This window comes from Amycolatopsis pithecellobii, assembly GCF_009707865.1.
Classification (GTDB): domain Bacteria; phylum Actinomycetota; class Actinomycetes; order Mycobacteriales; family Pseudonocardiaceae; genus Amycolatopsis_E; species Amycolatopsis_E pithecellobii.
In genome coordinates, this window is sequence record NZ_WMBA01000059.1 from 20,534 (window position 1) to 42,019 (window position 21,486).

29 protein-coding genes are annotated in these 21,486 nt (G+C 67.7%); 13 read left to right on the forward strand and 16 right to left on the reverse strand.

Going from position 1 to position 21,486, the window contains the following annotated elements:
- Positions 1-113: 113 nt before the first annotated feature.
- Entirely contained in the window at positions 114-920 is an 807-nt protein-coding gene (locus GKO32_RS29370) for a lysozyme (RefSeq protein ID WP_376766008.1), read from the reverse strand.
- Positions 921-1,004: 84 nt separating this feature from the next.
- Positions 1,005-1,628, reverse strand: a complete 624-nt coding sequence (locus GKO32_RS29375) for a type VII secretion system-associated protein (RefSeq protein ID WP_154760157.1) — start codon at positions 1,626-1,628, stop codon at positions 1,005-1,007.
- A gap of 55 nt (positions 1,629-1,683) precedes the next feature.
- On the opposite strand from GKO32_RS29375, the gene GKO32_RS29380 reads away from it, so the two are divergent.
- Positions 1,684-2,064, forward strand: a complete 381-nt coding sequence (locus GKO32_RS29380; protein WP_154760158.1) for a sterol carrier family protein — start codon at positions 1,684-1,686, stop codon at positions 2,062-2,064.
- Here GKO32_RS29380 and GKO32_RS29385 read toward each other — a convergent pair.
- On the reverse strand, positions 2,061-2,897 hold the full coding sequence (locus GKO32_RS29385; RefSeq protein WP_154760159.1) for an SAM-dependent methyltransferase: 837 nt from the start codon (positions 2,895-2,897) through the stop codon (positions 2,061-2,063). The two genes, GKO32_RS29380 and GKO32_RS29385, sit on opposite strands and share 4 nt — an antisense overlap.
- A 172-nt stretch (positions 2,898-3,069) precedes the next feature.
- Here GKO32_RS29385 and GKO32_RS29390 point away from each other — a divergent pair, with 172 nt between their 5' ends.
- The 8 genes from GKO32_RS29390 (at position 3,070) to arfB (ending at position 8,505) form a co-directional block, all read left to right on the forward strand.
- Positions 3,070-3,948: a Sco1979 family transcriptional regulator gene (locus tag GKO32_RS29390; protein ID WP_154760186.1), complete on the forward strand. Its 879-nt coding sequence runs from the start codon at positions 3,070-3,072 to the stop codon at positions 3,946-3,948.
- 235 nt (positions 3,949-4,183) lie between these two features.
- On the forward strand, positions 4,184-4,423 hold the full coding sequence (locus GKO32_RS29395; protein ID WP_154760187.1) for a DUF397 domain-containing protein: 240 nt from the start codon (positions 4,184-4,186) through the stop codon (positions 4,421-4,423).
- Positions 4,410-4,793, forward strand: coding sequence for a hypothetical protein (locus tag GKO32_RS29400; protein ID WP_154760160.1), 384 nt, complete (start codon positions 4,410-4,412; stop codon positions 4,791-4,793). The genes GKO32_RS29395 and GKO32_RS29400 overlap by 14 nt, the downstream gene beginning before the upstream one ends.
- A 91-nt stretch (positions 4,794-4,884) precedes the next feature.
- The gene (purF, locus tag GKO32_RS29405; RefSeq protein WP_312868735.1) at positions 4,885-6,408 is read left to right on the forward strand and encodes an amidophosphoribosyltransferase; all 1,524 of its coding nucleotides are present in this window, start codon (positions 4,885-4,887) and stop codon (positions 6,406-6,408) included.
- Between the two features lie 27 nt (positions 6,409-6,435).
- Entirely contained in the window at positions 6,436-7,509 is a 1,074-nt protein-coding gene (purM, locus tag GKO32_RS29410; RefSeq protein WP_312868736.1) for a phosphoribosylformylglycinamidine cyclo-ligase, read from the forward strand.
- A 39-nt stretch (positions 7,510-7,548) separates the two neighbouring features.
- Positions 7,549-7,824 carry a type II toxin-antitoxin system Phd/YefM family antitoxin gene (locus tag GKO32_RS29415; RefSeq protein ID WP_312868737.1) on the forward strand — a complete coding sequence of 92 codons (276 nt, stop codon included), beginning with the start codon at positions 7,549-7,551 and terminating at the stop codon, positions 7,822-7,824.
- On the forward strand, positions 7,821-8,087 hold the full coding sequence (locus GKO32_RS29420) for a type II toxin-antitoxin system RelE family toxin (protein ID WP_312868738.1): 267 nt from the start codon (positions 7,821-7,823) through the stop codon (positions 8,085-8,087). Before GKO32_RS29415 ends, GKO32_RS29420 begins: the two co-directional genes overlap by 4 nt.
- Positions 8,071-8,505: an alternative ribosome rescue aminoacyl-tRNA hydrolase ArfB gene (gene arfB, locus GKO32_RS29425; RefSeq protein ID WP_154760162.1), complete on the forward strand. Its 435-nt coding sequence runs from the start codon at positions 8,071-8,073 to the stop codon at positions 8,503-8,505. Before GKO32_RS29420 ends, arfB begins: the two co-directional genes overlap by 17 nt.
- Here arfB and GKO32_RS39385 read toward each other — a convergent pair.
- The 4 genes from GKO32_RS39385 to GKO32_RS29445 form a co-directional block, all read right to left on the reverse strand.
- Positions 8,471-9,067 carry a VanZ family protein gene (locus tag GKO32_RS39385; RefSeq protein WP_166459775.1) on the reverse strand — a complete coding sequence of 199 codons (597 nt, stop codon included), beginning with the start codon at positions 9,065-9,067 and terminating at the stop codon, positions 8,471-8,473. The genes arfB and GKO32_RS39385 overlap by 35 nt on opposite strands.
- Before the next feature lie 112 nt (positions 9,068-9,179).
- The gene (locus GKO32_RS29435) at positions 9,180-10,085 is read right to left on the reverse strand and encodes a Gfo/Idh/MocA family protein (RefSeq protein ID WP_312868739.1); all 906 of its coding nucleotides are present in this window, start codon (positions 10,083-10,085) and stop codon (positions 9,180-9,182) included.
- 2 nt (positions 10,086-10,087) lie between these two features.
- The gene (locus GKO32_RS29440; protein ID WP_312868740.1) at positions 10,088-10,948 is read right to left on the reverse strand and encodes a 3-hydroxybutyryl-CoA dehydrogenase; all 861 of its coding nucleotides are present in this window, start codon (positions 10,946-10,948) and stop codon (positions 10,088-10,090) included.
- A 92-nt stretch (positions 10,949-11,040) separates the two neighbouring features.
- Positions 11,041-11,226, reverse strand: coding sequence for a DUF3073 domain-containing protein (locus GKO32_RS29445; RefSeq protein ID WP_154760165.1), 186 nt, complete (start codon positions 11,224-11,226; stop codon positions 11,041-11,043).
- Positions 11,227-11,422: 196 nt separating this feature from the next.
- Between GKO32_RS29445 and GKO32_RS29450 the strand changes: the two genes are divergently transcribed.
- Entirely contained in the window at positions 11,423-12,316 is an 894-nt protein-coding gene (locus tag GKO32_RS29450; protein ID WP_312868742.1) for a DUF8083 family protein, read from the forward strand.
- A gap of 14 nt (positions 12,317-12,330) precedes the next feature.
- Here the strand turns inward: GKO32_RS29450 and GKO32_RS29455 are convergent, their stop codons facing one another.
- Both GKO32_RS29455 and ygfZ read right to left on the reverse strand, forming a co-directional pair.
- On the reverse strand, positions 12,331-12,897 hold the full coding sequence (locus GKO32_RS29455) for an RsiG family protein (protein WP_312868743.1): 567 nt from the start codon (positions 12,895-12,897) through the stop codon (positions 12,331-12,333).
- A gap of 51 nt (positions 12,898-12,948) precedes the next feature.
- Positions 12,949-14,076, reverse strand: a complete 1,128-nt coding sequence (gene ygfZ, locus GKO32_RS29460) for a CAF17-like 4Fe-4S cluster assembly/insertion protein YgfZ (protein WP_154760167.1) — start codon at positions 14,074-14,076, stop codon at positions 12,949-12,951.
- 133 nt (positions 14,077-14,209) lie between these two features.
- Between ygfZ and GKO32_RS29465 the strand changes: the two genes are divergently transcribed.
- Positions 14,210-15,058, forward strand: a complete 849-nt coding sequence (locus tag GKO32_RS29465; protein WP_154760168.1) for an aminodeoxychorismate lyase — start codon at positions 14,210-14,212, stop codon at positions 15,056-15,058.
- 13 nt (positions 15,059-15,071) lie between these two features.
- Here GKO32_RS29465 and GKO32_RS29470 read toward each other — a convergent pair whose 3' ends face one another.
- The 7 genes from GKO32_RS29470 to GKO32_RS29500 all read right to left on the reverse strand — a co-directional run bounded on the left by GKO32_RS29470 (position 15,072) and on the right by GKO32_RS29500 (position 19,572).
- Complete coding sequence (locus tag GKO32_RS29470) at positions 15,072-15,473, reverse strand: hypothetical protein (RefSeq protein WP_154760169.1); 402 nt, start codon at positions 15,471-15,473, stop codon at positions 15,072-15,074.
- Between the two features lie 92 nt (positions 15,474-15,565).
- The gene (locus GKO32_RS29475; protein WP_154760170.1) at positions 15,566-16,189 is read right to left on the reverse strand and encodes a heme-binding beta-barrel domain-containing protein; all 624 of its coding nucleotides are present in this window, start codon (positions 16,187-16,189) and stop codon (positions 15,566-15,568) included.
- Between the two features lie 257 nt (positions 16,190-16,446).
- Positions 16,447-16,755, reverse strand: a complete 309-nt coding sequence (locus GKO32_RS29480) for a DUF1416 domain-containing protein (protein ID WP_312868744.1) — start codon at positions 16,753-16,755, stop codon at positions 16,447-16,449.
- Positions 16,752-17,591: a sulfurtransferase gene (locus tag GKO32_RS29485; RefSeq protein WP_154760172.1), complete on the reverse strand. Its 840-nt coding sequence runs from the start codon at positions 17,589-17,591 to the stop codon at positions 16,752-16,754. Before GKO32_RS29485 ends, GKO32_RS29480 begins: the two co-directional genes overlap by 4 nt.
- 37 nt (positions 17,592-17,628) lie before the next feature.
- Positions 17,629-18,066, reverse strand: coding sequence for a DUF4395 domain-containing protein (locus tag GKO32_RS29490; protein ID WP_154760173.1), 438 nt, complete (start codon positions 18,064-18,066; stop codon positions 17,629-17,631).
- 194 nt (positions 18,067-18,260) lie between these two features.
- On the reverse strand, positions 18,261-18,701 hold the full coding sequence (locus GKO32_RS29495; protein WP_154760174.1) for a thioredoxin family protein: 441 nt from the start codon (positions 18,699-18,701) through the stop codon (positions 18,261-18,263).
- Positions 18,702-18,705: 4 nt separating this feature from the next.
- Positions 18,706-19,572, reverse strand: coding sequence for an LmeA family phospholipid-binding protein (locus GKO32_RS29500; protein WP_312868745.1), 867 nt, complete (start codon positions 19,570-19,572; stop codon positions 18,706-18,708).
- Positions 19,573-19,747: 175 nt separating this feature from the next.
- Here GKO32_RS29500 and GKO32_RS29505 point away from each other — a divergent pair, with 175 nt between their 5' ends.
- Complete coding sequence (locus GKO32_RS29505; RefSeq protein ID WP_154760175.1) at positions 19,748-20,497, forward strand: winged helix-turn-helix transcriptional regulator; 750 nt, start codon at positions 19,748-19,750, stop codon at positions 20,495-20,497.
- Positions 20,463-21,434, forward strand: a complete 972-nt coding sequence (gene mshD / locus GKO32_RS29510) for a mycothiol synthase (RefSeq protein ID WP_154760176.1) — start codon at positions 20,463-20,465, stop codon at positions 21,432-21,434. The genes GKO32_RS29505 and mshD overlap by 35 nt, the downstream gene beginning before the upstream one ends.
- Positions 21,435-21,486 lie beyond the last annotated feature (52 nt).

Genomic DNA, 21,486 nt, shown 5'->3' on the forward strand with positions numbered 1-21,486 from the left:
TCTTTATGACGACATGGAGACTTGTCACCTACTTGCACGAAGTTGTCATGACAGGTGAGGAAATTACGCACGTCAAGGGTGTCGAGAGCCGACTTTCGTCGTAACCCGAAAGGTCACCGGTCGAGCGCGAAATCCCGCAGTCGGCCGAGGGATCCGTCGAACAGGTTCTGATCACCGGGCAGGGCGCCCGCGTCGGCGAACTGCCAGATCACCTGACGTCCCCAGCTCGCCGGCAGCGCACCGATGAAATCGTTGTAGCGAGCCACCCACAACGGGTTCGCGCCGAACCCGGCATTGCCGCCGGTGCACCGGTTCCACCAGCTCGTCGAGGTGTAGATCGCGGGAAACCGGCCGGTGCGCGCGTAATAGGTATTCGAGAAGTCGGCGAGCCAGCGGCTCATCGCGCCGGGGTCCATGTCATAGCAGGCTTCGCCGTACGGGTTGTACTCCGCGTCGACCGCGCCGGGCAGGGTGCGGCCGTCGGGGGACCAGCCGCCGCCGTGATCGACGAAATAGTCGGCCTGCGCCGCGCCGGGCGACACATCCGGCCGGGCGAAGTGGTACGCGCCGCGGATCATGCCGACGTTGTAGGAACCGTTGTACTGCTGGGCGAACTGCGGATTCTGGTAGCCGGTGCCCTCGGTCGCCTTCACGTAGACGAAGCGCCCGCCCGCGGCCCATGCCGCACCCCAGTCGACCGCGCCCTGGTGACCGCTGACGTCGTGCCCGGCGGTGCCGTCGAGGTTCTGGTACTTCACCGTGGGCTCGGCACCCTCGGCCTTCGCGATCTGCGAACCGGCGAACGTGGTGTCAGCGAGACTGTAGTCAGCGGCGGCCGCGGTAGGAGTGATCGTGATGGTCAGGGCGACGGACAGGGCGACAGCCGCACCCCAGTGCAACCTCGGATTCGACAGAGCCACGGCGACTCCCCTCTCTCCTTCGGGGAGTCACAATGCCTCTATCGAGCACGTACGGCGAATCGGTTGTCACTCTGTGGAGTGAGACTACCGCTGGCCCTCCCGGGCGAGCGCGTACTCCAGATGCTCCGCGGGCACGACAGCGGTGACCGCCTCGTGCGGGTTGACGGTCACCGGATGCCCGGCCAGCAACGGCACCATGTCCCGGCCGAGCACCGCACGGGCATGCGGCCACTCGCGTGGGACGAGCGTCTTCGACGTGTACGCGGGCACCATGACCCTGCCGTCGGTGTTGTGGAAGCCGATCACCGTCCGCTGCAGCGGCGACATCGCATAGACGAACAGCGTCGCATTGAGGATCACCGGTGGCAGATCCTCCGCCGGGCGATGATTGGTCCGGACCAGTTGCAGCAGCCGCTCGAGTTCGTTGGCAGGCTCGGGAAAACCGAGTGCCTTCGGTGATGGCCGGTACCGGTCGTTGGGGTGGAAGTCCTCGACGATCTTGCCGCCGCTGTTGACCGGGTAGGCACCGACGACAGCCCAGGAAGGCACGGGACCGTTGGGATCGAAGGCTTCGTCGATCACGTACAACCAGCTGTTGGGGTTCGCCCTCGCGTTGGCGCGCATCTCCTCGGTGATCTTCGGCTTGCTGAGCCTGCTGATGGTTTGGGGATTCGGTACGAGCCGGTCTGCTTCGTCCCGCTGCGCCATGTTCTACCCCACGTGTCGCGTGCTTTTGTACTGGCGTTCACCTTACTGTTTCCCCATGCCCCCATCGCGTTCGGTCGACCCCGCGGAGTTACGTGCCGCGGTGACGGCCGTTTCCGCTTGGCTGGACGGGAACGAGGAGAAACCGGCGCGGCCGGCATTGGCCGCCGCCGTGCGGCTCAGCCTACGCGCTTTGGCCGCCGACGCGCCGGGCCGGAGCGTGGAGGTGCGAGTCCCGCCTTTTGCTGCGGTGCAATGCATCGAGGGTCCCCGGCACACCAGGGGCACCCCACCGAACGTGATCGAGACCGATCCGCGGACCTGGCTCGAACTCGCCACCGGCCGTCTGAATTGGACGGACGCGGTGGAGGCCGGCCGGGTCACCGCTTCCGGCGCCCGCGCCGACCTCACCCGTCAGCTGCCTGTCGTGCGGGTCTAGACCTTGCGGCCGACGCCGCCGGCGATGCTGTGCTGCACCTGGTTGAGCGGCCTGAGATGCGGGCCGTCCGGCCACCACTCAGCACACTTGGCGACACCGGGCGGCACCATTTCGAGATCACCGAACAACTCCTCGATCTCCCGCATGGTCCGGAACGTGCCCGAGCCCATCATGCTGTGCCGGAACGCCTCCTCCATCTTCCTGGCGACGACGCTGTGCTCGTTCTCCGGATCGAGGAAATGGCTCACCACCACGTACGAACCCGGCACCAGGCGCTCGATGTAGCGGCGCATGATGTCCGCGGGCGCTCCGCGCTCGCCTTCGAAGTGGTGCAGCGTGCCGACCTGCAGCAGGGCGATCGGCTGCGAGAAGTCCAGCGTGTCCTGGATGACCTGATTCTCGAGCACCTGCTCCGGCTGGAAGATGTCCTCGGCGACGAAGATCGTGTTCTCGTTCTCCTCCAGCAATGCGCGCCCGTGCGCCAGCACGACCGGGTCGTTGTCGACGTAGACGACCTTGGCCTCGGGCTTGATCCGCTGCACGACCTGGTGCGTGTTCTCCGCGGTGGGCAGGCCGGAGCCCAGGTCGAGGTACTGGGTGATGTCGGTCTGCTGGGCCAGGAACCGGCAGGCCCGGATCAGGAAGCTGCGGTTCTCCATCCCGAGCTCCGCCGCCTCCGGCGCGGCCTTCTGTACCCCCCGCAGAACCTCGCGGTCGATCTCGTAGTTGTCCTTCCCGTTGAGGAACGCGTCGTAGACCCGGGCGATGCTCGCGCGAGTGGGATCCACGCCGACCGGGACCGCGGTGGGGTAGCTACGGGCGGTTTCCGTCATCAAGACTCCCTCGGCTGGGATGATCGGGTGTATTGAAGGGCACACCTAGAGTAATGAGTCTGCCCTTTCGGGTAAATGCACCACCGAACTTGACCGCGGCATACCGCGGTGTACCTTCGGAACCTGGGCGATTTTCTTCGACATGTCACTCGCACCAGGAGGGTTCACCCCGATGGCTCAGGCCGATCCTCCCGACGTCGAGCAAGGCGCGGGCCCCACCGCGCGCCGGATGATCCTCGGTACCCAACTGCGCAAGCTGCGCGAAGCCGCCGGCATCACGCGGGCGCAGGCAGCGTGGGAAATCCGCGCCTCGGAGTCGAAGATCTCCCGCATGGAGCTGGGCCGCGTCGGCTGCAAGGAACGTGACGTGGTCGACCTGCTGACCATGTACGGGGTGCACGAGAAGGCCGAGCGCGACTGGGCCGTCGAGATGGTCAAGCAGGCCAACCGGCCTGGCTGGTGGCGCAGTTTCAACGACACCCTGCCCAGCTGGTTCGACAACTACATCGGCCTGGAAGAGGCCGCGACCCGGATCCGCACCTACGAACTGATGTTCGTGCCGGGCCTGCTGCAGACCGAGTCCTATGCCCGCGCGGTGATCTCCCGTGGCAACCCGGACGAGGCCGATCGCGACGCCGAGGATCGTGTCGCCATCCGGATGCGCAGGCAGAAACTGCTGTCCGGGCCGAAACCGCCGCGGCTGTGGGCCGTGCTCGACGAAGCCGTGCTGCACCGGCCGGTCGGTGGCGCGGCGGTGCTCAAGGAGCAGCTGGAGTTCCTGCTCGAGCTGATCAAGATGCCGACGATCTCGCTGCAGATCGTGCCTTTCGCGCACAGCGGCCTCGCCGTGGAAAGCGCTTTCTCGTTGCTGCAGTTCGCCGAGCCGGAGCTGCCCAACATCGCGTACCTCGAACATCTCAACGGCGCCAACTACTTGGAAAAGCCCGACGAACTCGAGCTCTACAGCCGCGCCTTCGACCGGCTCACGGTTGATGCGGAAACACCCGATCGAAGTAGGCAAATGCTCATCAAACGCATTGCCGAGATCTAGCACCCGATTTCGTCACGCTGGGTTAGTTTCCACCTCGCGCAACCAGGGAATTGTTCACCCGCTCGGACGCAATCCTGGACACCTGGAGACTGAGCGCCAGGAGTGCGCCGCGGTGATCTGCACGTGCATCAACTCGTGCATTTACTCAACGCAAGGGCCACTGGTAACTTTCGCGGCAGTGCAAATGCACGTGCAGATGCACTACCAGACCAAGGCTGATCGGAAGGGGCGGAAAATGGCGAAGCGATTTTCGAATGGCATGCCGGCCACCGAACTGACCGGGGCAAACTGGCGCAAGAGCAAGCACAGCGGCGCGATGGGCAACTGTGTCGAGGTCGCCAAGCTGGCCTCAGGCGACATCGCCATACGCAACTCACGTTTCCCGGACGGCCCGGCGCTGCTGTACACGCGCGCCGAAGTGGACGCCTTCCTCGCGGGCGTCAAGGACGGCGAATTCGACGATGTGCTCGGCTGAACGCAAACCGGACGGCGCCGTGGAGACGCGGCTGATGGATCTCATCGACCGTGGCTACCGGTTCATCCACCCCTGTGACGACGACGGCAACGTGGTCGCGGTCGTGGGGATCCGTGCACACGGCTCCGTCATCGACGTCGTCCGCCTCAACGCCGAGGACGACGTGGTGGCGAGCCGGGTGCCCGGCGACGAGGAGAACGTCCTCGCGCCGCGGAAGATGCTGTGGCGCCGCCGCGGCGCGGTCGGTGAAGTGCTGAACGACCTGCTCGCGCTCGACGACCAGTACGGCGCCGACCGGGCACGGCCACGGGGCGGTTGCTGGGTCACCGGCAGGCCCGGGCAGTCGAAATGGGTCGCGGCGGTCCACTGAGGAGCCGAAGCTCACGGCAGGTCACCCCCGTGCAGGGGACGGGAGCGACCTACACTTGAAGCGGCCTGCCCTCGTCGACTGGAGCTCTTCGGTGGTTTCCGACCACGATCCGCACGATCAGCCCGAAAACGAACCTCGAGAAGAATGCGGCGTGTTCGGTGTCTGGGCACCGGGCGAGGAAGTCGCAAAGATGGCTTACTACGGGCTGTACGCGCTACAGCACCGTGGCCAGGAGGCCGCCGGCATCTCGGTGTCCGACGGCAAGCAGATCGTGGTGTTCAAGGACCTCGGGCTGGTCAGCCAGGTCTTCGACGAGCAGGTGCTCTCCTCCCTGCAGGGGCATATCGCCGTCGGACACTGCCGCTACTCCACCACCGGGTCCTCGACCTGGGAGAACGCCCAGCCGATGTTCCGCACGACGGCGACCGGCAGCGGACTTTCGTTGGCGCACAACGGAAATCTCGTCAATACGGCCGAGCTGCGTGACCGCACCCGTGACGCCGGCATCAAGCCGCACGCGGGGCTGACCGGGTCGTCGAGCGACTCCGACCTGGTCTGCGGACTCCTGGCCGGGTCTGCCGCCGACCGCGGTATCGAGGCCGCGGCACTGGAGTTGCTGCCCACCCTGCGTGGCGCCTTCTGCCTGGTGTTCTCCGACGAGGAGACGTTGTACGCCGCGCGCGACCCGCACGGGGTGCACCCGCTCGTGCTCGGCCGGCTCGAACGCGGCTGGGTCGTCGCGAGCGAGACCGCGGCACTGGACATCGTCGGCGCGTCGTTCGTGCGCGAGGTCGAGCCCGGCGAGCTGATCGCGATCGACGCTCAGGGCCTGCGGTCCTCGCGGTTCGCGAACCCGGAGCCCAAGGGGTGCGTCTTCGAGTACGTCTACCTCGCCCGCCCGGACACCTCGATCGCCGGCCGCAGCGTGCACGCGACCCGGGTCGACATCGGCAAGCGGCTCGCGCAGGAGAACCCGGTCGAGGCCGATCTGGTCATCCCGGTGCCGGAGTCCGGCACGCCGGCGGCGATCGGGTACGCGCAGGCGTCGGGCATTCCGTACGGCCAGGGCCTGGTGAAGAACGGGTACGTCGGGCGGACGTTCATCCAGCCGTCGCAGACGATCCGGCAGCTGGGCATCCGGCTCAAGCTCAACCCGCTGCGCGAGGTGATCCGCGGCAAGCGTCTCGTCGTGGTGGACGACTCGATCGTCCGCGGCAACACCCAGCGCGCGCTGGTGCGGATGCTGCGTGAGGCGGGTGCGCTCGAGGTGCACGTGCGGATCGCGTCCCCGCCGGTGCGCTGGCCCTGCTTCTACGGCATCGATTTCGCCTCGCGCGCCGAACTGGTGGCCAACGGCGCCGACCTGGACGGCATCCGCAGGCTCATCGGCGCGGACTCGCTCGGCTACGTCTCGCTCGACGGCCTGGTCGCCGCGTCCGAGCAACCGAAGTCCCGGCTGTGCACGGCCTGTTTCAGCGGGGAGTACCCGATCCCGCTGCCCGACGACGCGCTGATCGGTAAGCACGTGCTGGAAAGCATGGACGAAACCGCATCGTCGTCATTGACCGTCACGCAGGCCGGGTACGGTGCTGGGGATGCCGTCCGGCGTCCCTGAGCCGAACCAGTCTGGAGTCCGCTTGCCGTGAGCGAGTCCTTGAACGCCGCCACGTATGCCGCCGCCGGGGTCGACATCGACGCCGGTGACGAAGCTGTCGAGCTGCTGAAACCGCATGCCGAGCGGACCAGCAGGCCCGAGGTGCTCGGCGGGGTCGGCGGGTTCGCCGGGTTGTTCGCACTCAAGCTCGACCGGTGGAAGGAGCCCATCCTCGCGTCCTCGACGGACGGGGTGGGCACGAAGATCGCGGTCGCGCAGGCGCTGGACAAGCACGACACCGTGGGCGTCGACCTGGTGGCGATGGTCGTCGACGACCTCGTGGTCACCGGGGCCGAGCCGCTGTTCCTGCAGGACTACATCGCGGTCGGCAAGGTCAACCCCAAGCAGATCGAGGCGCTGGTCAGCGGCGTCGCCGACGGATGTGTCCAGGCCGGCTGCACCCTGCTCGGCGGCGAGACGGCCGAGCATCCCGGGCTGATGGGCGAGCAGGATTACGACCTGTCCGCGACCGGGATCGGCGTGGTCGAGGCATCGGCCGTGCTGGGGCCCGACCGGGTGCGGCCCGGTGACGTCGTGGTCGCGATGGGCTCGTCCGGACTGCACTCGAACGGCTATTCGCTGGCCAGGCACGTGCTGCTGGAAATCGCCCGGATGCCGTTGGAAGGCCACGTCGAGGAGTTCGGCCGGACGCTGGGCGAGGAACTGCTCGAGCCGACCAGGATCTACGCGAAGGACTGCCTGGCGCTCGCCGCGGAAGCCGAGGTCCGCACGTTCGCACACGTGACCGGCGGGGGGCTGGCGGCGAACCTCGCCCGCGTCATCCCGCGCGGGCTGACCGCACAGCTGGACCGGGGCACCTGGAACCCGGCGCCGGTGTTCGCGCTGATCGCCCAGCGCGGCAAGGTCGACCGGGCCGAGATGGAGAAGACGTTCAACATGGGCGTCGGCATGGTGGCCGTCGTCGGCGCGGAGGACGTGGACCGGGCGCTCGCGGTGCTGACCGCACGGCACGTGCCGGCCTGGGTACTCGGCGAAGTCCGCGCGTCGGACGGCGAGGAAGCTCCGCGGGCCTTCCTGTCGGGCGAGCACCCGCGCTTCTGAATCAATTGTTTTGCCCGGACTATTGGCTACGCTGATGGCGTGAACGTCGCACCTGATGTCCCGCTGGGCGAAGCCCGTGACCGGCTCTCCGAGCTGGTCACGGAGGTTTCGCGCACCCATCACCGGATCACGATCACCCGGCACGGCCATCCCGATGCGGTGCTCATCTCCCCGGATGACCTGGCGGCGCTGGAGGAAACGGTCGACATCCTGTCTCATCCCGAGGTGGCCGACGCGCTCCGGGAAGGCATCGAAGACGCCGGGGCCGGCCGTTTCGCGGACACCGAGGCAATCAAGGCCAAGTACCTGAAGTGAAGGCCCACGCCGTCCGGTTCACTGCCCGCGCCGAGCGTGACCTGGGCAAGTTGCCCGAGAAGGTCGCTTCGGCCTGCGTCGCGTTCGTCTTCGGGCCGCTCAGCCAAGACCCGGACAAGCTGGGCAAACCGCTGGTCGGCGAGTTCGCCGGTACCTATTCGGCACGACGCGGCCCCTACCGGGTGCTGTACGAGATCGATGACGAGGAGATCGTGATCGAGCTTCTGCATATCGATCATCGCGCCCATGTCTATCGACGATGACCTCGCCGTCACGCGCCGGTTCGTGATCCCGGCCGGCGAGCTGCGCGAACGGTTCTCTCGCTCGTCCGGCCCTGGCGGGCAGGGCGTCAACACGACGGACTCACGGGTCGAGCTGTCCTTCGACGTGGCGCGGTCCCCGGCCGTCCCGGACGATCTGCGGGCGCGGCTGCTCGCCAGGCTGGCCTCACGGCTGTCCGGCGGGGTGCTGACGATCGCCGCCAGTGAACATCGCGCCCAGCTGGCCAATCGCGAGGCGGCGCGGGCGCGGCTGGTGTCGGCCCTACGGGATGCCGCAGCGCCACCACCGCCGAAACGTCGCGCCACCAAGCCGAGCCGGGGCGCGAAAGAGCGCAGGCTCGCCGAGAAGAAGCGCCGCGGCGACGTCAAACGCGGCCGGCGCGGACGCTACGACGACTGACCACCTCGGCCAGCTCCCGTTGCGCGGGAATCTTGACCAGGACGGGACGCCGGGTCCAGCCGCAGGTCAGGGTCGCGCTCGCGGCGACGCCGAGGGTGTTCAGCAGGACGTCGTCGGTCGAGGTGACCCGGCCCGCGTGCAACAGGTACTGGATCAGCTCCAGCATGACCGAAACCGTGAACGCGACCAGCGTGATCCGCCGGATCGAGCGCAGCGACGGCACCCGGAGAGGGACCAGCACGCCCAGCGGGGCGAGCAGCAGCAGGTTGCCCGCGATCTGCCACAGCGACCCGTTGTCGGTGAACTCGGTGAGGATGTCCGAACCCGGCATCAGGTGGATGGAGCTGCTGCCCGAATCACCGACCGGCATCATCGTCAGGGCCAGAATTTCCAGCACCACAAGCACAATCCCGATGTCGAGAGCGGATGCGGTGGCCGCGGTCACGGCGGTTCTGGTGCGGCTGCGCCAGTGGGTCAGCAGCCGCCAGCCGAACAGCGCGAACGGCAGCGCGATGATGGTTACCGGGACCAGAATGCCGAAACTCGCTGAAAGCACAGCCACGCCCAACCCCTCCCCGACTCCGCTTACGGAAATGATCTTTGCAGCGGGCCGGGGAATCGGCAGAGCTGATCGAGTGCACTTTCCGGTGAAACGAAGATCGCCTGGCGTGGCGCTACGGGCTGGTGAACCTGGTTCTGGTAGCCCGCTTCGCCTGCTCGAGAACGCGCTGAACATGCAGGCCACGGCGCACATCGCAGGGGTGGACCGTGGTGCCGGTGGCGACCATCGCGGCGAAGTCGTCGAGAAGCGCGGTGAACCGCTCGATTCCGGCAACCGGGCGACGGCTGAGCGACCGGTAACCGTGCGCACCGTACACCGCGATCTCCGCGACCGTCGGCTGGATGGGCAGCCGCATCGACATGGTCGCGGTGCTGGACGCACCGCCTTCGTGGGTGAACACGAGATGGCGCAGGTCGGCCTCCGACCGGTACGACGTCACGACGCCGGTGATCGGGCCGAGCGCGGCGTCGAGCAGATCGATCACGTGCGGCCCGATGTCGGCCAGCGCGCCGGCTTCGTGCCGCCACGCCGATCCGCTGTACGTCCCGCCGAGCAACGCGCCGGACAGCCAGCGCGCCGAACCGCCGACCCAGCCGCCGACGGCCGCGAGATCGTCCAGCCACTCCCGGGTTTCGGCCGCGAACCGCAAGGTGAACATGACCAGGCTCGCGACCTCTGCGGCGAGCACGGCGTCGGCGAGCCGTTCCGCGGACGCAATATCGGCCGCGAGCGGCTTTTCGAGGATGACGTGCTTGCCGGCCTGAACGGCGGGCAGCGCAAGCTCGGTCTGCACGGCGGGCGGTACCGCAAACGCCACCGCGTCCACCTGCTCGATCAGTTCGTCGAGACTTCGCGACACCGAAGCACCGTGTGCCTCGGCCAGTTCGTGGGCGGCCGCCGGCCGACGTGCCCACACCGTGGTGAGTGCCGTGCCGGGGTGATCGGCCAGACCGGGCGCGTGCACGGCCTTCGCCCATGGGCCCGCGCCCACCAGCCCGACCCGCAGCGGCGCGTCCACGCTCAGGAGTAGGTGTAGAAACCGCGGCCGCTCTTGCGGCCCAGCAACCCCGCGTCCACCATGCGCAGCAGCAACGGGGGCGCCGCGTACGTCGGCTCCTTGAACTCCTCGTACATCGAGTCGGCGATGGCCTTGACGGTGTCGAGGCCGATCAGGTCGGACAGCCGCAGCGGGCCCATCGGGTGCGCGGTGCCCAGTTCCATGCCGCGGTCGATGTCCTCGGCGGAGGCGAACCCGGACTCGGTCATCCTGATCGCGGAAAGCAGGTACGGCACGAGCAGCGCGTTCACGATGAAGCCCGCCCGGTCCTGCGCGTGGATGACGGTCTTGCCGAGCAGTCCGGTCGCATGCGCCTCGGCGCGCTTGACCGTCTCCTCGCTCGTCAGCAGCGACGGCACCAGCTCGACCAGCGGCAGCACCGGAACCGGGTTGAAGAAGTGGATGCCGATCACCTGCGCGGGACGGCCCGTGGCCATACCGAGTTTCATGATCGGGATGGACGACGTGTTCGACGCGAACACCGCGTCCGGCCGCTCGACGATCTTGTCGAGCGAGCGGAAGAGCTCGACCTTCACGGCTTCGTGCTCGACGACGGCCTCGATCACCAGATCGCGATCGGTGAACGACTCGATGTCGGTCGTGAAGGTCAGCCGGCTGAGCGCCGCCTCCGCGTCGGACTCGGAGAGCTTGCCGTTGCGCACTCCACGCTGGACCGACTTCTCGATCCGCGCCCGCCCGGCGTCCAGCGCGGACTGACTCACCTCGGTGACGATCACCTCGGCGCCCGCCCGCGCGTGCACCTCGGCGATACCCGACCCCATCAGACCAGCACCGACCACACCGACGCGCTGGATGTCCGCCACGATTGCCTCCTCAGGAGGGCCCGGCGCATGACGAGACACGAGGGCGACCCCGGCTTTCCGCGCCGGAAGTCACCCTCGTGCTTCGTCAGACGTCAACGACGGTAGTCGTCGTACTCGTCCTCGTACGGGTCCTCGTACTTGTCGTCCTCGTCGCGGGAGTTCTGAGAGGATTTACCTGACAGCTCGCGCTGCAAAGCATCGAAGTCCGTGTCGTGAGTGCTGTATTTGAGCTCTCGCGCCACTTTCGTCTGCTTGGCCTTAGCCCGGCCGCGCCCCATGGCTCGACCCCCTCGCACAGGGACGGGGCGGCCGGGGGAAACGGCGGCCCCGCATGTCTCGACAACTATTTCCTGTCCACACCGTACCTTGTCGAAGGGGTGGAACGCGACGTGGCATCGCGTCGCGTGGCGAGTGTCTCGCCGCCTTTTTGTGGTCGGTGTCCGGACGGGCCCGCTGACATGCCACGATTCACTGGTGCTCCGACCGTTCGTGGCTTACCTACGGGTGTACGAGCCCTTGTCCGCTTTCGGCGAACCGCCGTCTGATCAGCTGAAACGCGCGGTCGAGGCGGCCTCGCTGACCAGGGCGACAGTCGGCGAACGAGAACAACACATGTGGCTCAAATCACAAGCCGCCGCGCCGGTCCGGCTGCTGCCCGCCGAACTCTCCGACGGGCGTGCCGCGCCGAGCACCGCCACCGACCTTCTGCTCCTCGATCCGTCCGACGTGCCGGGGCAAGTGGGACAGGGGCCGCTCATCTGCCCACTCGAGTTGCGGGCCCGCTCGGCGGCGGCGTTGGTCAGCTTCCTCGGTGACGCCTCGCCGGCGCTGCGGGCGAGCGTGCTCGACGCGGGCGGGATCACCGCCGAGGCGGTCCGGTCGCGCACCAACTCCGCCCTCGGTGATCTGCCGAAAGCCGCGGTGCACGTGCTGTCCACGACGTGGACGGTGCCGCTGCCGTGGTTCTCGCTCGTCGACCCGGCCGCGCGCCGGCTGCACCTTGGCAGCGGGCCCGATGATCCCGAACGTGAGCTGTCCTGGCGCATCGCGATGCCCGACGCGCTCGAACGCGCGGCCGAGGCGCGGGAACTGGTACAGAGCACGCTCGGCGATTCCGGTCCGACGAGGATCCTGGAAGAGACCGAGCGATGGCTGACCAACTTCGACCCGGGCTCGGCGGTGGAACTCGACTACGGCGGGCTGGTCCAGCTGATTGCGGACCCGATCCTCGAGTCGGACACTTCGGCGGAAGAGGTTCACCGGATCCTCGAAGCCCTGCGCTCGGGCAACGTCGAGCAGCTGCCGGAGTTGTTCGACGATCTGCGCGAGTACTGGAGCGAACTCGCCGCGCGCGAGCACTTCAACTAGTCCCGCGGGTCCCGCTAGCCGTCTTCGCGGGCGCGCTCGGCGGCCAGCAGGTCGTCGACCGATGCGGTGCGGTCGCGGTAACGCGCGGCGATCTCCGAGTTGAACAGGTCCACCACCGCCTGCACCTCACGACGGCGGGTGGATACCGAGACCTCCTCGTCGCCGTAGTCGCGGAGGATCTCGATGAGCTTGTCGTCCGAGAGGACGCCGACATCGGTCAGGTCCGAGTTGCCGACGAGGGCTTCCGCCTGGCGCCGGTGCTCGCCGGCTCGCGACGGTTCCAGCGCCTGGTGCCGGCCCAGACCGCGCGCGGGGCGCAGCGCGTTGTCGGACAGGATCGTCGCCAGCTGCTCCACGATGCTGCTCTGGCCGCCCGTGCTGCGGCGCTGTTGCTCGGCGCGCACGATGTCGATCCGGGCGTGCAGGAGCCGACGGAGGTACGACAGGTCGGTCTCCTCCTGCGCGGCTTCGTCACGGCGCTCGCGCAGCTGGTTGAGCGAGAGCTCGCCAAGGCCCTGGACGTAGCCGGGGTCCAGGACGCGGTCGATGCGGCGGCGCCCACCCGGCCGGACTTCGATCACGCGGACATCCTGCTCCATCGCGCCCCGCCGCGCCAGGGCGGGTTCCTGCGCTCAGCCACGAAGTCGCGCCGCCGCCTCGCGCCCCGGTGCCGCGTGCTCGGCCGGTACCGAGTCCGGGTCGACGGCCGCCTGGACCACGCGATCTTCTTCTCCGGCAAGGAATTCCACGTCCACCGGCACCGAACGTTTGAGTAACGCGAGCGCGACGGGGCCCAGTTCGTGGTGTTGCGCGACGCTGCCGACCCGGCCGACCACCCGGTCGCCGAGCCGCACAGGATCGCCCGTCTCGGGGTAGATCTCCGGTGAACCGTCGAGATGCAACAACACCATCCGGCGCGGCGGGCGGCCGACGTTGTACACCTTCGCCACGGTTTCCTGGCCCCGGTAGCAGCCTTTCGCGACATGCGCCGCGCTGCCGATCCAGTTGACCTCGTGCGGGATCGTGCGCTCGTCGGTGTCCACGCCGAGGCGCGGGTGCAGTGACTCGACGCGCAGCGCGTCGAACGCCCAGCTGCCCGCGGGACGCGCGCCCGCGTCGGTGATGCGACGCCACCAGGTCACCAGTTCCGCGCGCGGCACCACCAGATCGACGCTCGACCGGCCGGGCCACGGCATACGGCGGGCGAAGCCGCCCTCGATCGGGGCGACCGCGTACGGCGTCGCGGCCAGCGCGATGTCCAAAGTGGACAGAATCTGATCGGCGTCGGGACCGAGCAAGGTCAGCATGGCCAGTTCGCCGGTGACGTCGGAAATCTCGACCTGCGACCAGAACTTCATGGCTTCGAGGTATTCGCGCAGCGTCTGCGGACCACCCTTGGGCAGCGCGCTCGTCGCCTTCGCGCCGGGATCCGAGTCAAGGTAGACGGTTTCACCGAGATGGGCCAGGACCATGTGGGTGTCGACATGTCCCTGGCTGTCGAGCACGAGCGCTTCGGTGCCCATCCCGTCGGGAAGTTCCGTCACATGCTGGGTAATGACCAAATGCAGCCATGACAACCGTTCGGGCCCGGTCACCTTGAGCACTTCGCGATGGGAGCGGTCGACCACGGCGGCGCTTCTGGTGGCGGTTCGCTGCTCGGCGAACGGATCGCCCCAGTGCCACGGGACGCCCTGCTCCGGATGGCCGTCCGGGGGCACGACGGCGCCCGGCGCCGCGAGAAGCGGTGACTGGTAGGTCATGTCTCTGATGCTACTAATCCGACCAAAAGTAGGCAGGCCCTGAACAGCACGTAACCGTTGCTACGCAAGTCGGATAGCCGTGACTGTGGTCGGGTCGGTAACGAACGGCACAGCAGGTGAGTACGGTGGCCGCATGCGCGTGCTTGCTTTCCTTGACGGGACCCTTTCCGACCCCGACGCGCCGTGGATCCGCGTCGACGACCTCGGTTTGATGCGCGGTGACGGCATCTTCGAAACGGTGCTCGTCGCCGATGGCAAGCCGCGAGAACTGCGGCCGCACCTGGACCGGCTCGCCCGCTCGGCGTCGATGCTCGACCTGCCGGAGCCGGACGACGAGGCGTGGCAGCGGGTGACCCGGCAGGTGATCGACAACTGGACCGGTGACCGCGAATTCGCATTGAAACTGGTGTACACGCGGGGAATCGAGAGCGCTCCGGACGCCGGGCCGACCGCGTTCGCGATGGGCCTCACGATCGATGAGAAGATCCTCCGCGCACGGCGCGACGGTGTCGCCGTGGTGACGTTGGACCGCGGGATCGACCCCGGGCTCGCCGAGCGGGCACCGTGGCTGCTGCTGGGCGCGAAGTCCTTGTCCTACGGGGTGAACATGGCTGCCGGCCGGGAAGCCGCCCGCCGTGGCGCGGGCGATGTGATCTTCACCGCGACCGACGGTTCGGTGCTGGAAGGGCCGACGTCGAACGTGATCATCGCGCGGGGCCACACGCTGTACACGCCCCCGGCGACAATCGGGATCCTGCCGGGCACCACCCAGGCGGCCGTGTTCCGCGGCGCCGAACGCCTCGGCTGGTCCACGCGGATCGAGCCGCTGTCGGCCGCCGACCTTCGCGACAACGACGGGCTTTTCCTGGCTTCGTCAGTGCGCAAGCTCACCCGCGTCCACACCCTCGACGGCGAGCAGCTGCCTGACTCGAGCGCCGTGCATGCCGAACTCGCGAAGGCGTACGAGGACGTCTACAGCTGAGGCGCGGACGGCGCTATCGGACGCTGCGGAAATTGTCGGCCGGCACCTGAACGGAGTTACCCGACTCGAAGGTCACCGCGACGCTGTCGGCCCGCCACTCCACGACGTGGATCCGCGGTTCCCCGGCGCCGAACCGCACTTCGACCGGGTAGTACTCCTCGGCCGCGTGCGGCCCGATCCGAAGCTCGTACCGGGTCCCCGCGAGGCTGCGGACCTCGACCAGATAAAGCTCGCTGGCGTACTGGCTACCGGAGTATTCGTACGTCACCCCCGCCGCCTTGGACGACCCCTCGTACAGCACATTCACCGTGAATGTGATGGCCGGTCCGACGAAGGACACGACACCTACCGAGGCGGCCAGCAGCAAGGCACCGGCAAGAATTCGTACCAGAACACGCGAAAACGTCGTTTGCACATGTACTGGACGTGATCACCCGGCGAAGGTGCCTTGGACCGAGCCGGAAAGAACGATCGGCTAACGACGCTGCCCTGGTAGCAGGTGAAAGCTCAACCCGCGACGCGGCGCAGGTGCGCCGAGGCGTGCGGTTGCATCGGCTGGCCGACCATGGCGCGCTCTTCGACATAGCCGAGGTCGCCATTGTTGATGAGCCCGTACAACCGTTGTGCGCCGGTCACTTCTTTCGCCGTGGCCGTGCGCACGACGGCGTCGGTGCCCAGCTGCCACGACGTCTGGTTGAGGGGCTTGCCGTAGAAGATCTCCAGCACACCGGTCGCATGCGCGAGAAGCAGTTCGATCGTGTCGTCCGGCTGCGGGCGCCACCAGCCGACCTCACGGGCGGCAGGGCGGATGACCTTGCCCTCGTCGTCGAGCAGCCACGCGCGGGCTTCGTGGAAGAGGAACGGCCTGCCGTCGTGCGCGATGGTCAGCTGCTGCGCGAACTTGACCGGCTTCTCCATCGTGGAGTAGTTGATCTCGCCTTCGCCTCGCCACACGCCGACGAGCGGCAGCAGCGCGAGACAGGCGTCGTTCAGGTTCGGGCCCTGGCGCAGGTTCGCGGAGTCAACGGGGATCGGCAGATCGTCGAACTGCGGAACATTGCGGTCACGAGTGCTCTCGGCCCGCTGCTCCGCGGCCTGGATGGCATCAGAGGCGCTGTCGCCACTATCCATGGACTCAGCGCTGGTCGGCGTAGAGACGGTAGACGACGTAGACCGCGAACCAGACGATCGCGATACCGGCGATGACCAGCAATGTCGTAAAGAGAGCTTCCACAGCCGGCAGTGTAGCCATGCGAAGCATGTCCTTTGGGGGCGGTGGTCGGGTGAGGGGCTGGCGTTAGTCGGAAGCGGGCACTCGATTCGGGTGGGCCTCGACACGTGACGAGGCCGCCTCCCGAATCCGGGAGACGGCCTCGTCAAGCAGCCACTCAGGCGACCGAAATGGCCACCTGGTGCAGGCCGGGACCTTCCGCCGTGACGGAGGCCTCGCCGTTGCCACTGCGGTGCAGCGCGCGTACCGTCCACGCGCCCGGCGCGGCGTAGAACCGGAAGTCGCCGTCGGGCGAGGCCTGGACCTCGCCCGCGAAGTCGCCGTCACCGTTGAGCAGACGCACGTACGCGCCGCCGAGCGGCCCGCCGTTCCCGCTCACCTTGCCGGCCACCACGACCTGGCCCTGCGTGTCGATATCCGCCGGCGTCGCCGTCTGGGTCGGCGCGCCGCAACCGTCAGCACTCACTTGGCAGCTCCCGTCTCGATCGGCACGCCCACGAGCGAGCCGTACTCGGTCCATGATCCGTCGTAGTTCTTCACGTCTTCGAGCCCGATGAGCTCGTGCAGAGCGAACCAGGTGTGGCTGGAACGCTCGCCGATCCGGCAGTAGGCGATGGTCGCCTTGCCGGTGTCGAGACCGGCTTCGCCGTACAGCTCCTTCAGTTCCTCGGAGGTCTTGAAGGTGCCGTCCTCGTTGGCGGTCTTGGCCCACGGGACGTTCAGCGCGCTCGGGATGTGCCCACCGCGCTGCGCCGACTCCTGCGGCAGGTGCGCCGGCGCGAGCAGCTTGCCGGAGAACTCGTCAGGCGAGCGGACGTCGACCAGGTTCTTGGTGCCGATCGCGTCGACGACCTCGTCACGGAAGGCGCGGATCGAGGTGTCGGGCTCCTTGGCGGCGTAGCTGGTGCGCTCGCGCTTGACCTCGTCGGTGGTCAGGGCGCGGCCGTCGAGCTCCCACTTCTTGCGGCCACCGTCGAGTAGCTTGACCTTGTCGTGGCCGTAGAGCTTGAAGTACCAGTAGGCGTACGCGGCGAACCAGTTGTTGTTGCCGCCGTACAGGACCACCAGGTCGTCGTTCGAGATGCCCTTTTCGGACAGAAGGGCCTCGAAACCGGCGCGGTCCACGAAGTCACGACGGACCGGGTCCTGCAGTTCGTTCTTCCAGTCGATCTTCACGGCACCGCGGATGTGGCCGCCGTCGTACGCGGTCGTGTCCTCGTCCACCTCGGCGAAGACCACGCCAGGGGTGTCCAGGTTCTCCTCGGCCCACTGCGTTGTGACCAGGACGTCTTCACGGCTCATTTGAGCGGCACTCTCTTTCTTTCTTGATGGTGGACTTCTAGGACGCTTGGCCCGCGACCGGAACGAACCGGCGGATCAGCAGGTACATCTGGCAGCCGAGGCAGAAGTTGAACGCGGCGTTGAGGAACGCGGCGAACAGCGCGAACGCGGTCGCGACGATGCCGAGCGGGGTGAGGCCGGTCGCGTAGCCGATGGTGCCGACGAGTCCGAACACGAACCCGACGGCCTGGGAGAACCGCACCGGCGCAGCGTCCTCACGCTCGCTGGTCGGGCCCAGCCGTGGCGCAACCAGCTGCCGGTAGAGCACCGAGTACGGCGCGGGCTTGAGCCCGATGAACGCGCCGATCGCGAACACCACGGTTTGCGCGGCAAGCAGCGGCCACCAGCCGGTGACCAGCACGATCACCAGCACGACCGTGGTGATGAGGGCCGCGAACCGCGGTCCACGCGGATCGATGGCGGGTCCTGCTGACATCCAGACCTCCCGGACAGGCGCGCACGGGCGCGCGGGAACGACTACAAAACCGGGGATACGAGCTGAGGAAAGCTCGTCAGGACTGACACAGGCTGCTGCGCACGCGGCACAGGTCAACCGCGCGTCGTTGAGTCAGCAGTGTGGTGCTCACGCCGGTCAGCGTACCCAGCGCTCCCTCTTTGTGGGAACCTCGTTCAGCTAGTGGGACGACTTGACGCCCCGGAAAGGTGCTCGTCAAGGGCTTCCAGCACCGCTGGGCCCTTCGGGACACCACCGATCCGCAGTAATTCCGTCCCATCACCTGAGAAGGCGAGCGTGGTGGGAGTCGTCAGCACGCCGAGCGCCTGCGCCACCTCCGGCTGGTTGGTGACGTCGAGTTCGACATGCCGCAGCCCCTCGGTGCGTTCGGCGAGCGGTTCGAGGATCGCCTTCGTGTGCCGGCAGGGCGCGCAGAATGTGGTCGAGATCTGCACGAGAGTGACCGCGGCGTCAGAGTCGAGCGCCGCCGCGACGGGCGCGGGCAGCTCCCGCTCGACGGGCTTCGCCGCACGGATCCGACCGTTGCGTGCCCGCAGCACCACACCGGCGATGCCACCGATCAGCAGCACCCCGAGTACCACCCAGATGCCGACCATCAACTCACCTTCCCGCAGCGGCCCCGCTGAACGTGACGTTCTGCGCCTTGCCCTTGATCGTCACCGAACCACTGTTCACCTGCACCGCGGTCGGGGTGACCTCGAACGGCAGGTTGCCGGTGTTGATGGACGCCTTGAAGTTCGGCAACAGTGCCTTCTGCACAGACTGGGGAACAACGGTGGTTTCCTTGTCATTCCCGTACTGCAGCCGCTGGGGCACGATGTCGATCGACTTTCCGTGCAGTTCGATCATCGCGAAGCAGAAGATCTCGAACTGCTGACCGGCGATCTTGACGTCACCGGAGATGCGGATGCCCGCCTTCGACTTGTCCTCGTTCTGCTGGTCCTGTTTCTGACCGTCGGAGCTGCCGGCGTCCTGCCCGGTCTGCACGTACTCGATGCTCGACGGTTCGATCCGCAGGTCCTGGATGTTGGTCAGCGGCGAAACCTTCGCAATATCGCTGGCCTTGATGGTGACCTGGGCTTCGAGGGTGCCGATCTTGATGGCGCTGGTGTTGCCGTTGACGAGGTCCGACAGCGGGGCGCTCACGTCGTTCAGCTCGGCGTTGACGGCGACGTCCCTGAGGTCCTGGATCGGCACCCCGGACGCGGACAGCGAGATGTGGTGGTAGTCACCGCCGATCGCCTGCGTCGTGAACGGGAACCCGTGGATCGTGACCGACGGGTCGGCGGTGAGCCGCAGCTGCTCGCGCGCCTTCTGTGACACCGTGTGCTCGGCGAACGCGGCAAGTCCGAAATCGGCCCCGACCAGCAAGGCGACCAGCACCAGCAGGCTGATCAGGATGCGCCGGGTCCGGCGGCCGGCGCGGCCAGGGGCGACGGGGCGGTCCTGGGTCACAGGTCTGCTCACTGTTCGTATCCGATCTGTCGGCAAGCCGCTCGCGAGGGCTGAACGATATGCGTCCCCAGTGTGACGTCAGTGTGACGAGCACGGCAGAGGGGAGGTGTTTCGCAGATTCCCCGGCTACTCTTTACGGAAATCACAGCCAGGGGCTCGAGGCTACGATCAAGAAGGCGGTGTAGCGATGAGCTTGGACCTGCTCGTACTCACTCCCGAGGCGGAAGCCACAGCGGTTCTGCCCGCGCTGGACTTGCTGCCCCACACCGTACGCGTGCGCGCCCCCGAGGTTACCGCGCTCCTCGACGCGGGCCACCGCGATGTGATCCTGCTCGACGCCCGCGCGGACCTCGCGTCCGCGAAGAGCCTGTGCCGACTGCTCAAGGGTGCCGGTGAGGACGAGGCGAGCACGCCGATCATCGCCGTTGTCGGCGAGGGCGGGCTGGTCGCGGTCAGCGCCGAATGGCGCACCGACGACATCCTGCTGCCCACCGCGGGCCCGGCCGAGGTGGACGCCCGGCTGCGGCTGGCCACCACCCGCGACGGGGGGTCGGCGCAGGTCGACGCCGAGCTGCGGGTCGGCGAGCTGGTGATCGACGAGGCGACGTACACCGCCCGGCTGCGCCGCCGCACCCTCGAGCTGACCTACAAGGAGTTCGAGCTGCTCAAGTACCTCGCCCAGCACGCAGGCCGGGTGTTCACCCGCGCCCAGCTGCTGCAGGAGGTCTGGGGTTACGACTTCTTCGGCGGCACCCGCACCGTGGATGTGCACGTCCGGCGGTTGCGCGCCAAGCTCGGCCCCGAGCACGAGCAGATGATCGGCACCGTGCGCAACGTCGGCTACAAGTTCGAGCGGCCCGCGAAGGGCGGCCCGAAGCCCGGCGTCACGTCGCTGTCGTTCGATGCCGAGCTGCCGAGCGAGCTGTCCACGCCGTAGTTTCGAACCCGTGCTGGAAACGGTGTGGGTTGAACGGCTGGACGAAGCCGCCTCGCGCGAGGTTCGCGCGCTGTTGCTCGCCGCGCGAGCTGTGGACGGACGTCCCGAAGTGAGCGAAGGCGGGCCGCTGCCCTTCGGCGACGGTCTTCACCTGCTGGGCCGAGCCGACGGGCAGCTCGTCGGCTACGCCCAGCTGGACACGACGGGGGATTCGTTCGGCAGACAGGTGGCCGAGTTGATCGTGGATCCCGGCCACCGGCGCCGGGGTTTCGGCACCGAACTGACGCGCACGCTGATCGCGAAGGCGGACCGGAAGCTGCGTATCTGGTCGCATGGTGACCACCCCGCGGCCGCCCGCATCGCCGAGCGCGAGGGCCTCGCCCGAGTCCGCGAACTGCTCATCATGCACGTCTACGTCGAGGGCGCGGACTGGCCGGAACCCACGCTGCCGCAAGGGGTTTCGCTGCGCACGTTCGTCACGGGACAGGATGAGCAGGAGGTCATCGATGTCAACGCGCGCGCCTTCGAGTGGCATCCCGAGCAGGGTTCGCTGACCCTCGAAGAGCTGCGCGCCACCGAGAACGAGGACTGGTTCGACCCCGCCGGGTTCTTCCTCGCCTGCGCGCCCGCCGGCGCCGGAGGCACGGACACAGCCGATGGCCGGGTCATCGGCTTCCACTGGACGAAGGTGCACCCGGCGGACCCGGACTCGTTCGGCGGCGAGCCCGTCGGCGAGGTGTATGTCGTCGGTGTCGACCCGGCGGCGCATGGCGGCGGGCTCGGCAGGGCACTGACGCTGGCCGGACTGCGCCACCTGCGTGAGCGCGGCCTGCGGCAAGTGATCCTCTACGTCGAAAGTGACAACGCACCAGCACTCGCCGTCTATTCGCGCCTCGGATTCACTCGATACGCGGTCGACGTCCAATACGCAGCGTAAACAGCCGGACGCCGCGTCAACAGGTCGCCAATCCCCTGTCACAGATCGCAAA

Excerpts from the sequence above, each read along its gene's own strand:
- mshD (WP_154760176.1), top strand. The coding sequence starts at position 20,463 with ATGCCGAGCTGCCGAGCGAGCTGTCCACGCCGTAGTTTCGAACCCGTG.
- GKO32_RS29380 (WP_154760158.1), top strand. The coding sequence starts at position 1,684 with ATGCCCCCATCGCGTTCGGTCGACCCCGCGGAGTTACGTGCCGCGGTG.
- GKO32_RS29495 (WP_154760174.1), bottom strand. The coding sequence starts at position 18,701 with ATGGTCGGCATCTGGGTGGTACTCGGGGTGCTGCTGATCGGTGGCATC.
- GKO32_RS29505 (WP_154760175.1), top strand. The coding sequence starts at position 19,748 with ATGAGCTTGGACCTGCTCGTACTCACTCCCGAGGCGGAAGCCACAGCG.
- GKO32_RS29375 (WP_154760157.1), bottom strand. The coding sequence starts at position 1,628 with ATGGCGCAGCGGGACGAAGCAGACCGGCTCGTACCGAATCCCCAAACC.
- ygfZ (WP_154760167.1), bottom strand. The coding sequence starts at position 14,076 with ATGACCTACCAGTCACCGCTTCTCGCGGCGCCGGGCGCCGTCGTGCCC.
- GKO32_RS29395 (WP_154760187.1), top strand. The coding sequence starts at position 4,184 with ATGGCGAAGCGATTTTCGAATGGCATGCCGGCCACCGAACTGACCGGG.
- arfB (WP_154760162.1), top strand. The coding sequence starts at position 8,071 with ATGTCTATCGACGATGACCTCGCCGTCACGCGCCGGTTCGTGATCCCG.
- GKO32_RS29485 (WP_154760172.1), bottom strand. The coding sequence starts at position 17,591 with ATGAGCCGTGAAGACGTCCTGGTCACAACGCAGTGGGCCGAGGAGAAC.
- GKO32_RS29390 (WP_154760186.1), top strand. The coding sequence starts at position 3,070 with ATGGCTCAGGCCGATCCTCCCGACGTCGAGCAAGGCGCGGGCCCCACC.
- GKO32_RS29475 (WP_154760170.1), bottom strand. The coding sequence starts at position 16,189 with ATGGATAGTGGCGACAGCGCCTCTGATGCCATCCAGGCCGCGGAGCAG.
- GKO32_RS29490 (WP_154760173.1), bottom strand. The coding sequence starts at position 18,066 with ATGTCAGCAGGACCCGCCATCGATCCGCGTGGACCGCGGTTCGCGGCC.
- GKO32_RS29465 (WP_154760168.1), top strand. The coding sequence starts at position 14,210 with ATGCGCGTGCTTGCTTTCCTTGACGGGACCCTTTCCGACCCCGACGCG.
- GKO32_RS29400 (WP_154760160.1), top strand. The coding sequence starts at position 4,410 with ATGTGCTCGGCTGAACGCAAACCGGACGGCGCCGTGGAGACGCGGCTG.
- GKO32_RS29385 (WP_154760159.1), bottom strand. The coding sequence starts at position 2,897 with ATGACGGAAACCGCCCGTAGCTACCCCACCGCGGTCCCGGTCGGCGTG.
- GKO32_RS29445 (WP_154760165.1), bottom strand. The coding sequence starts at position 11,226 with ATGGGGCGCGGCCGGGCTAAGGCCAAGCAGACGAAAGTGGCGCGAGAG.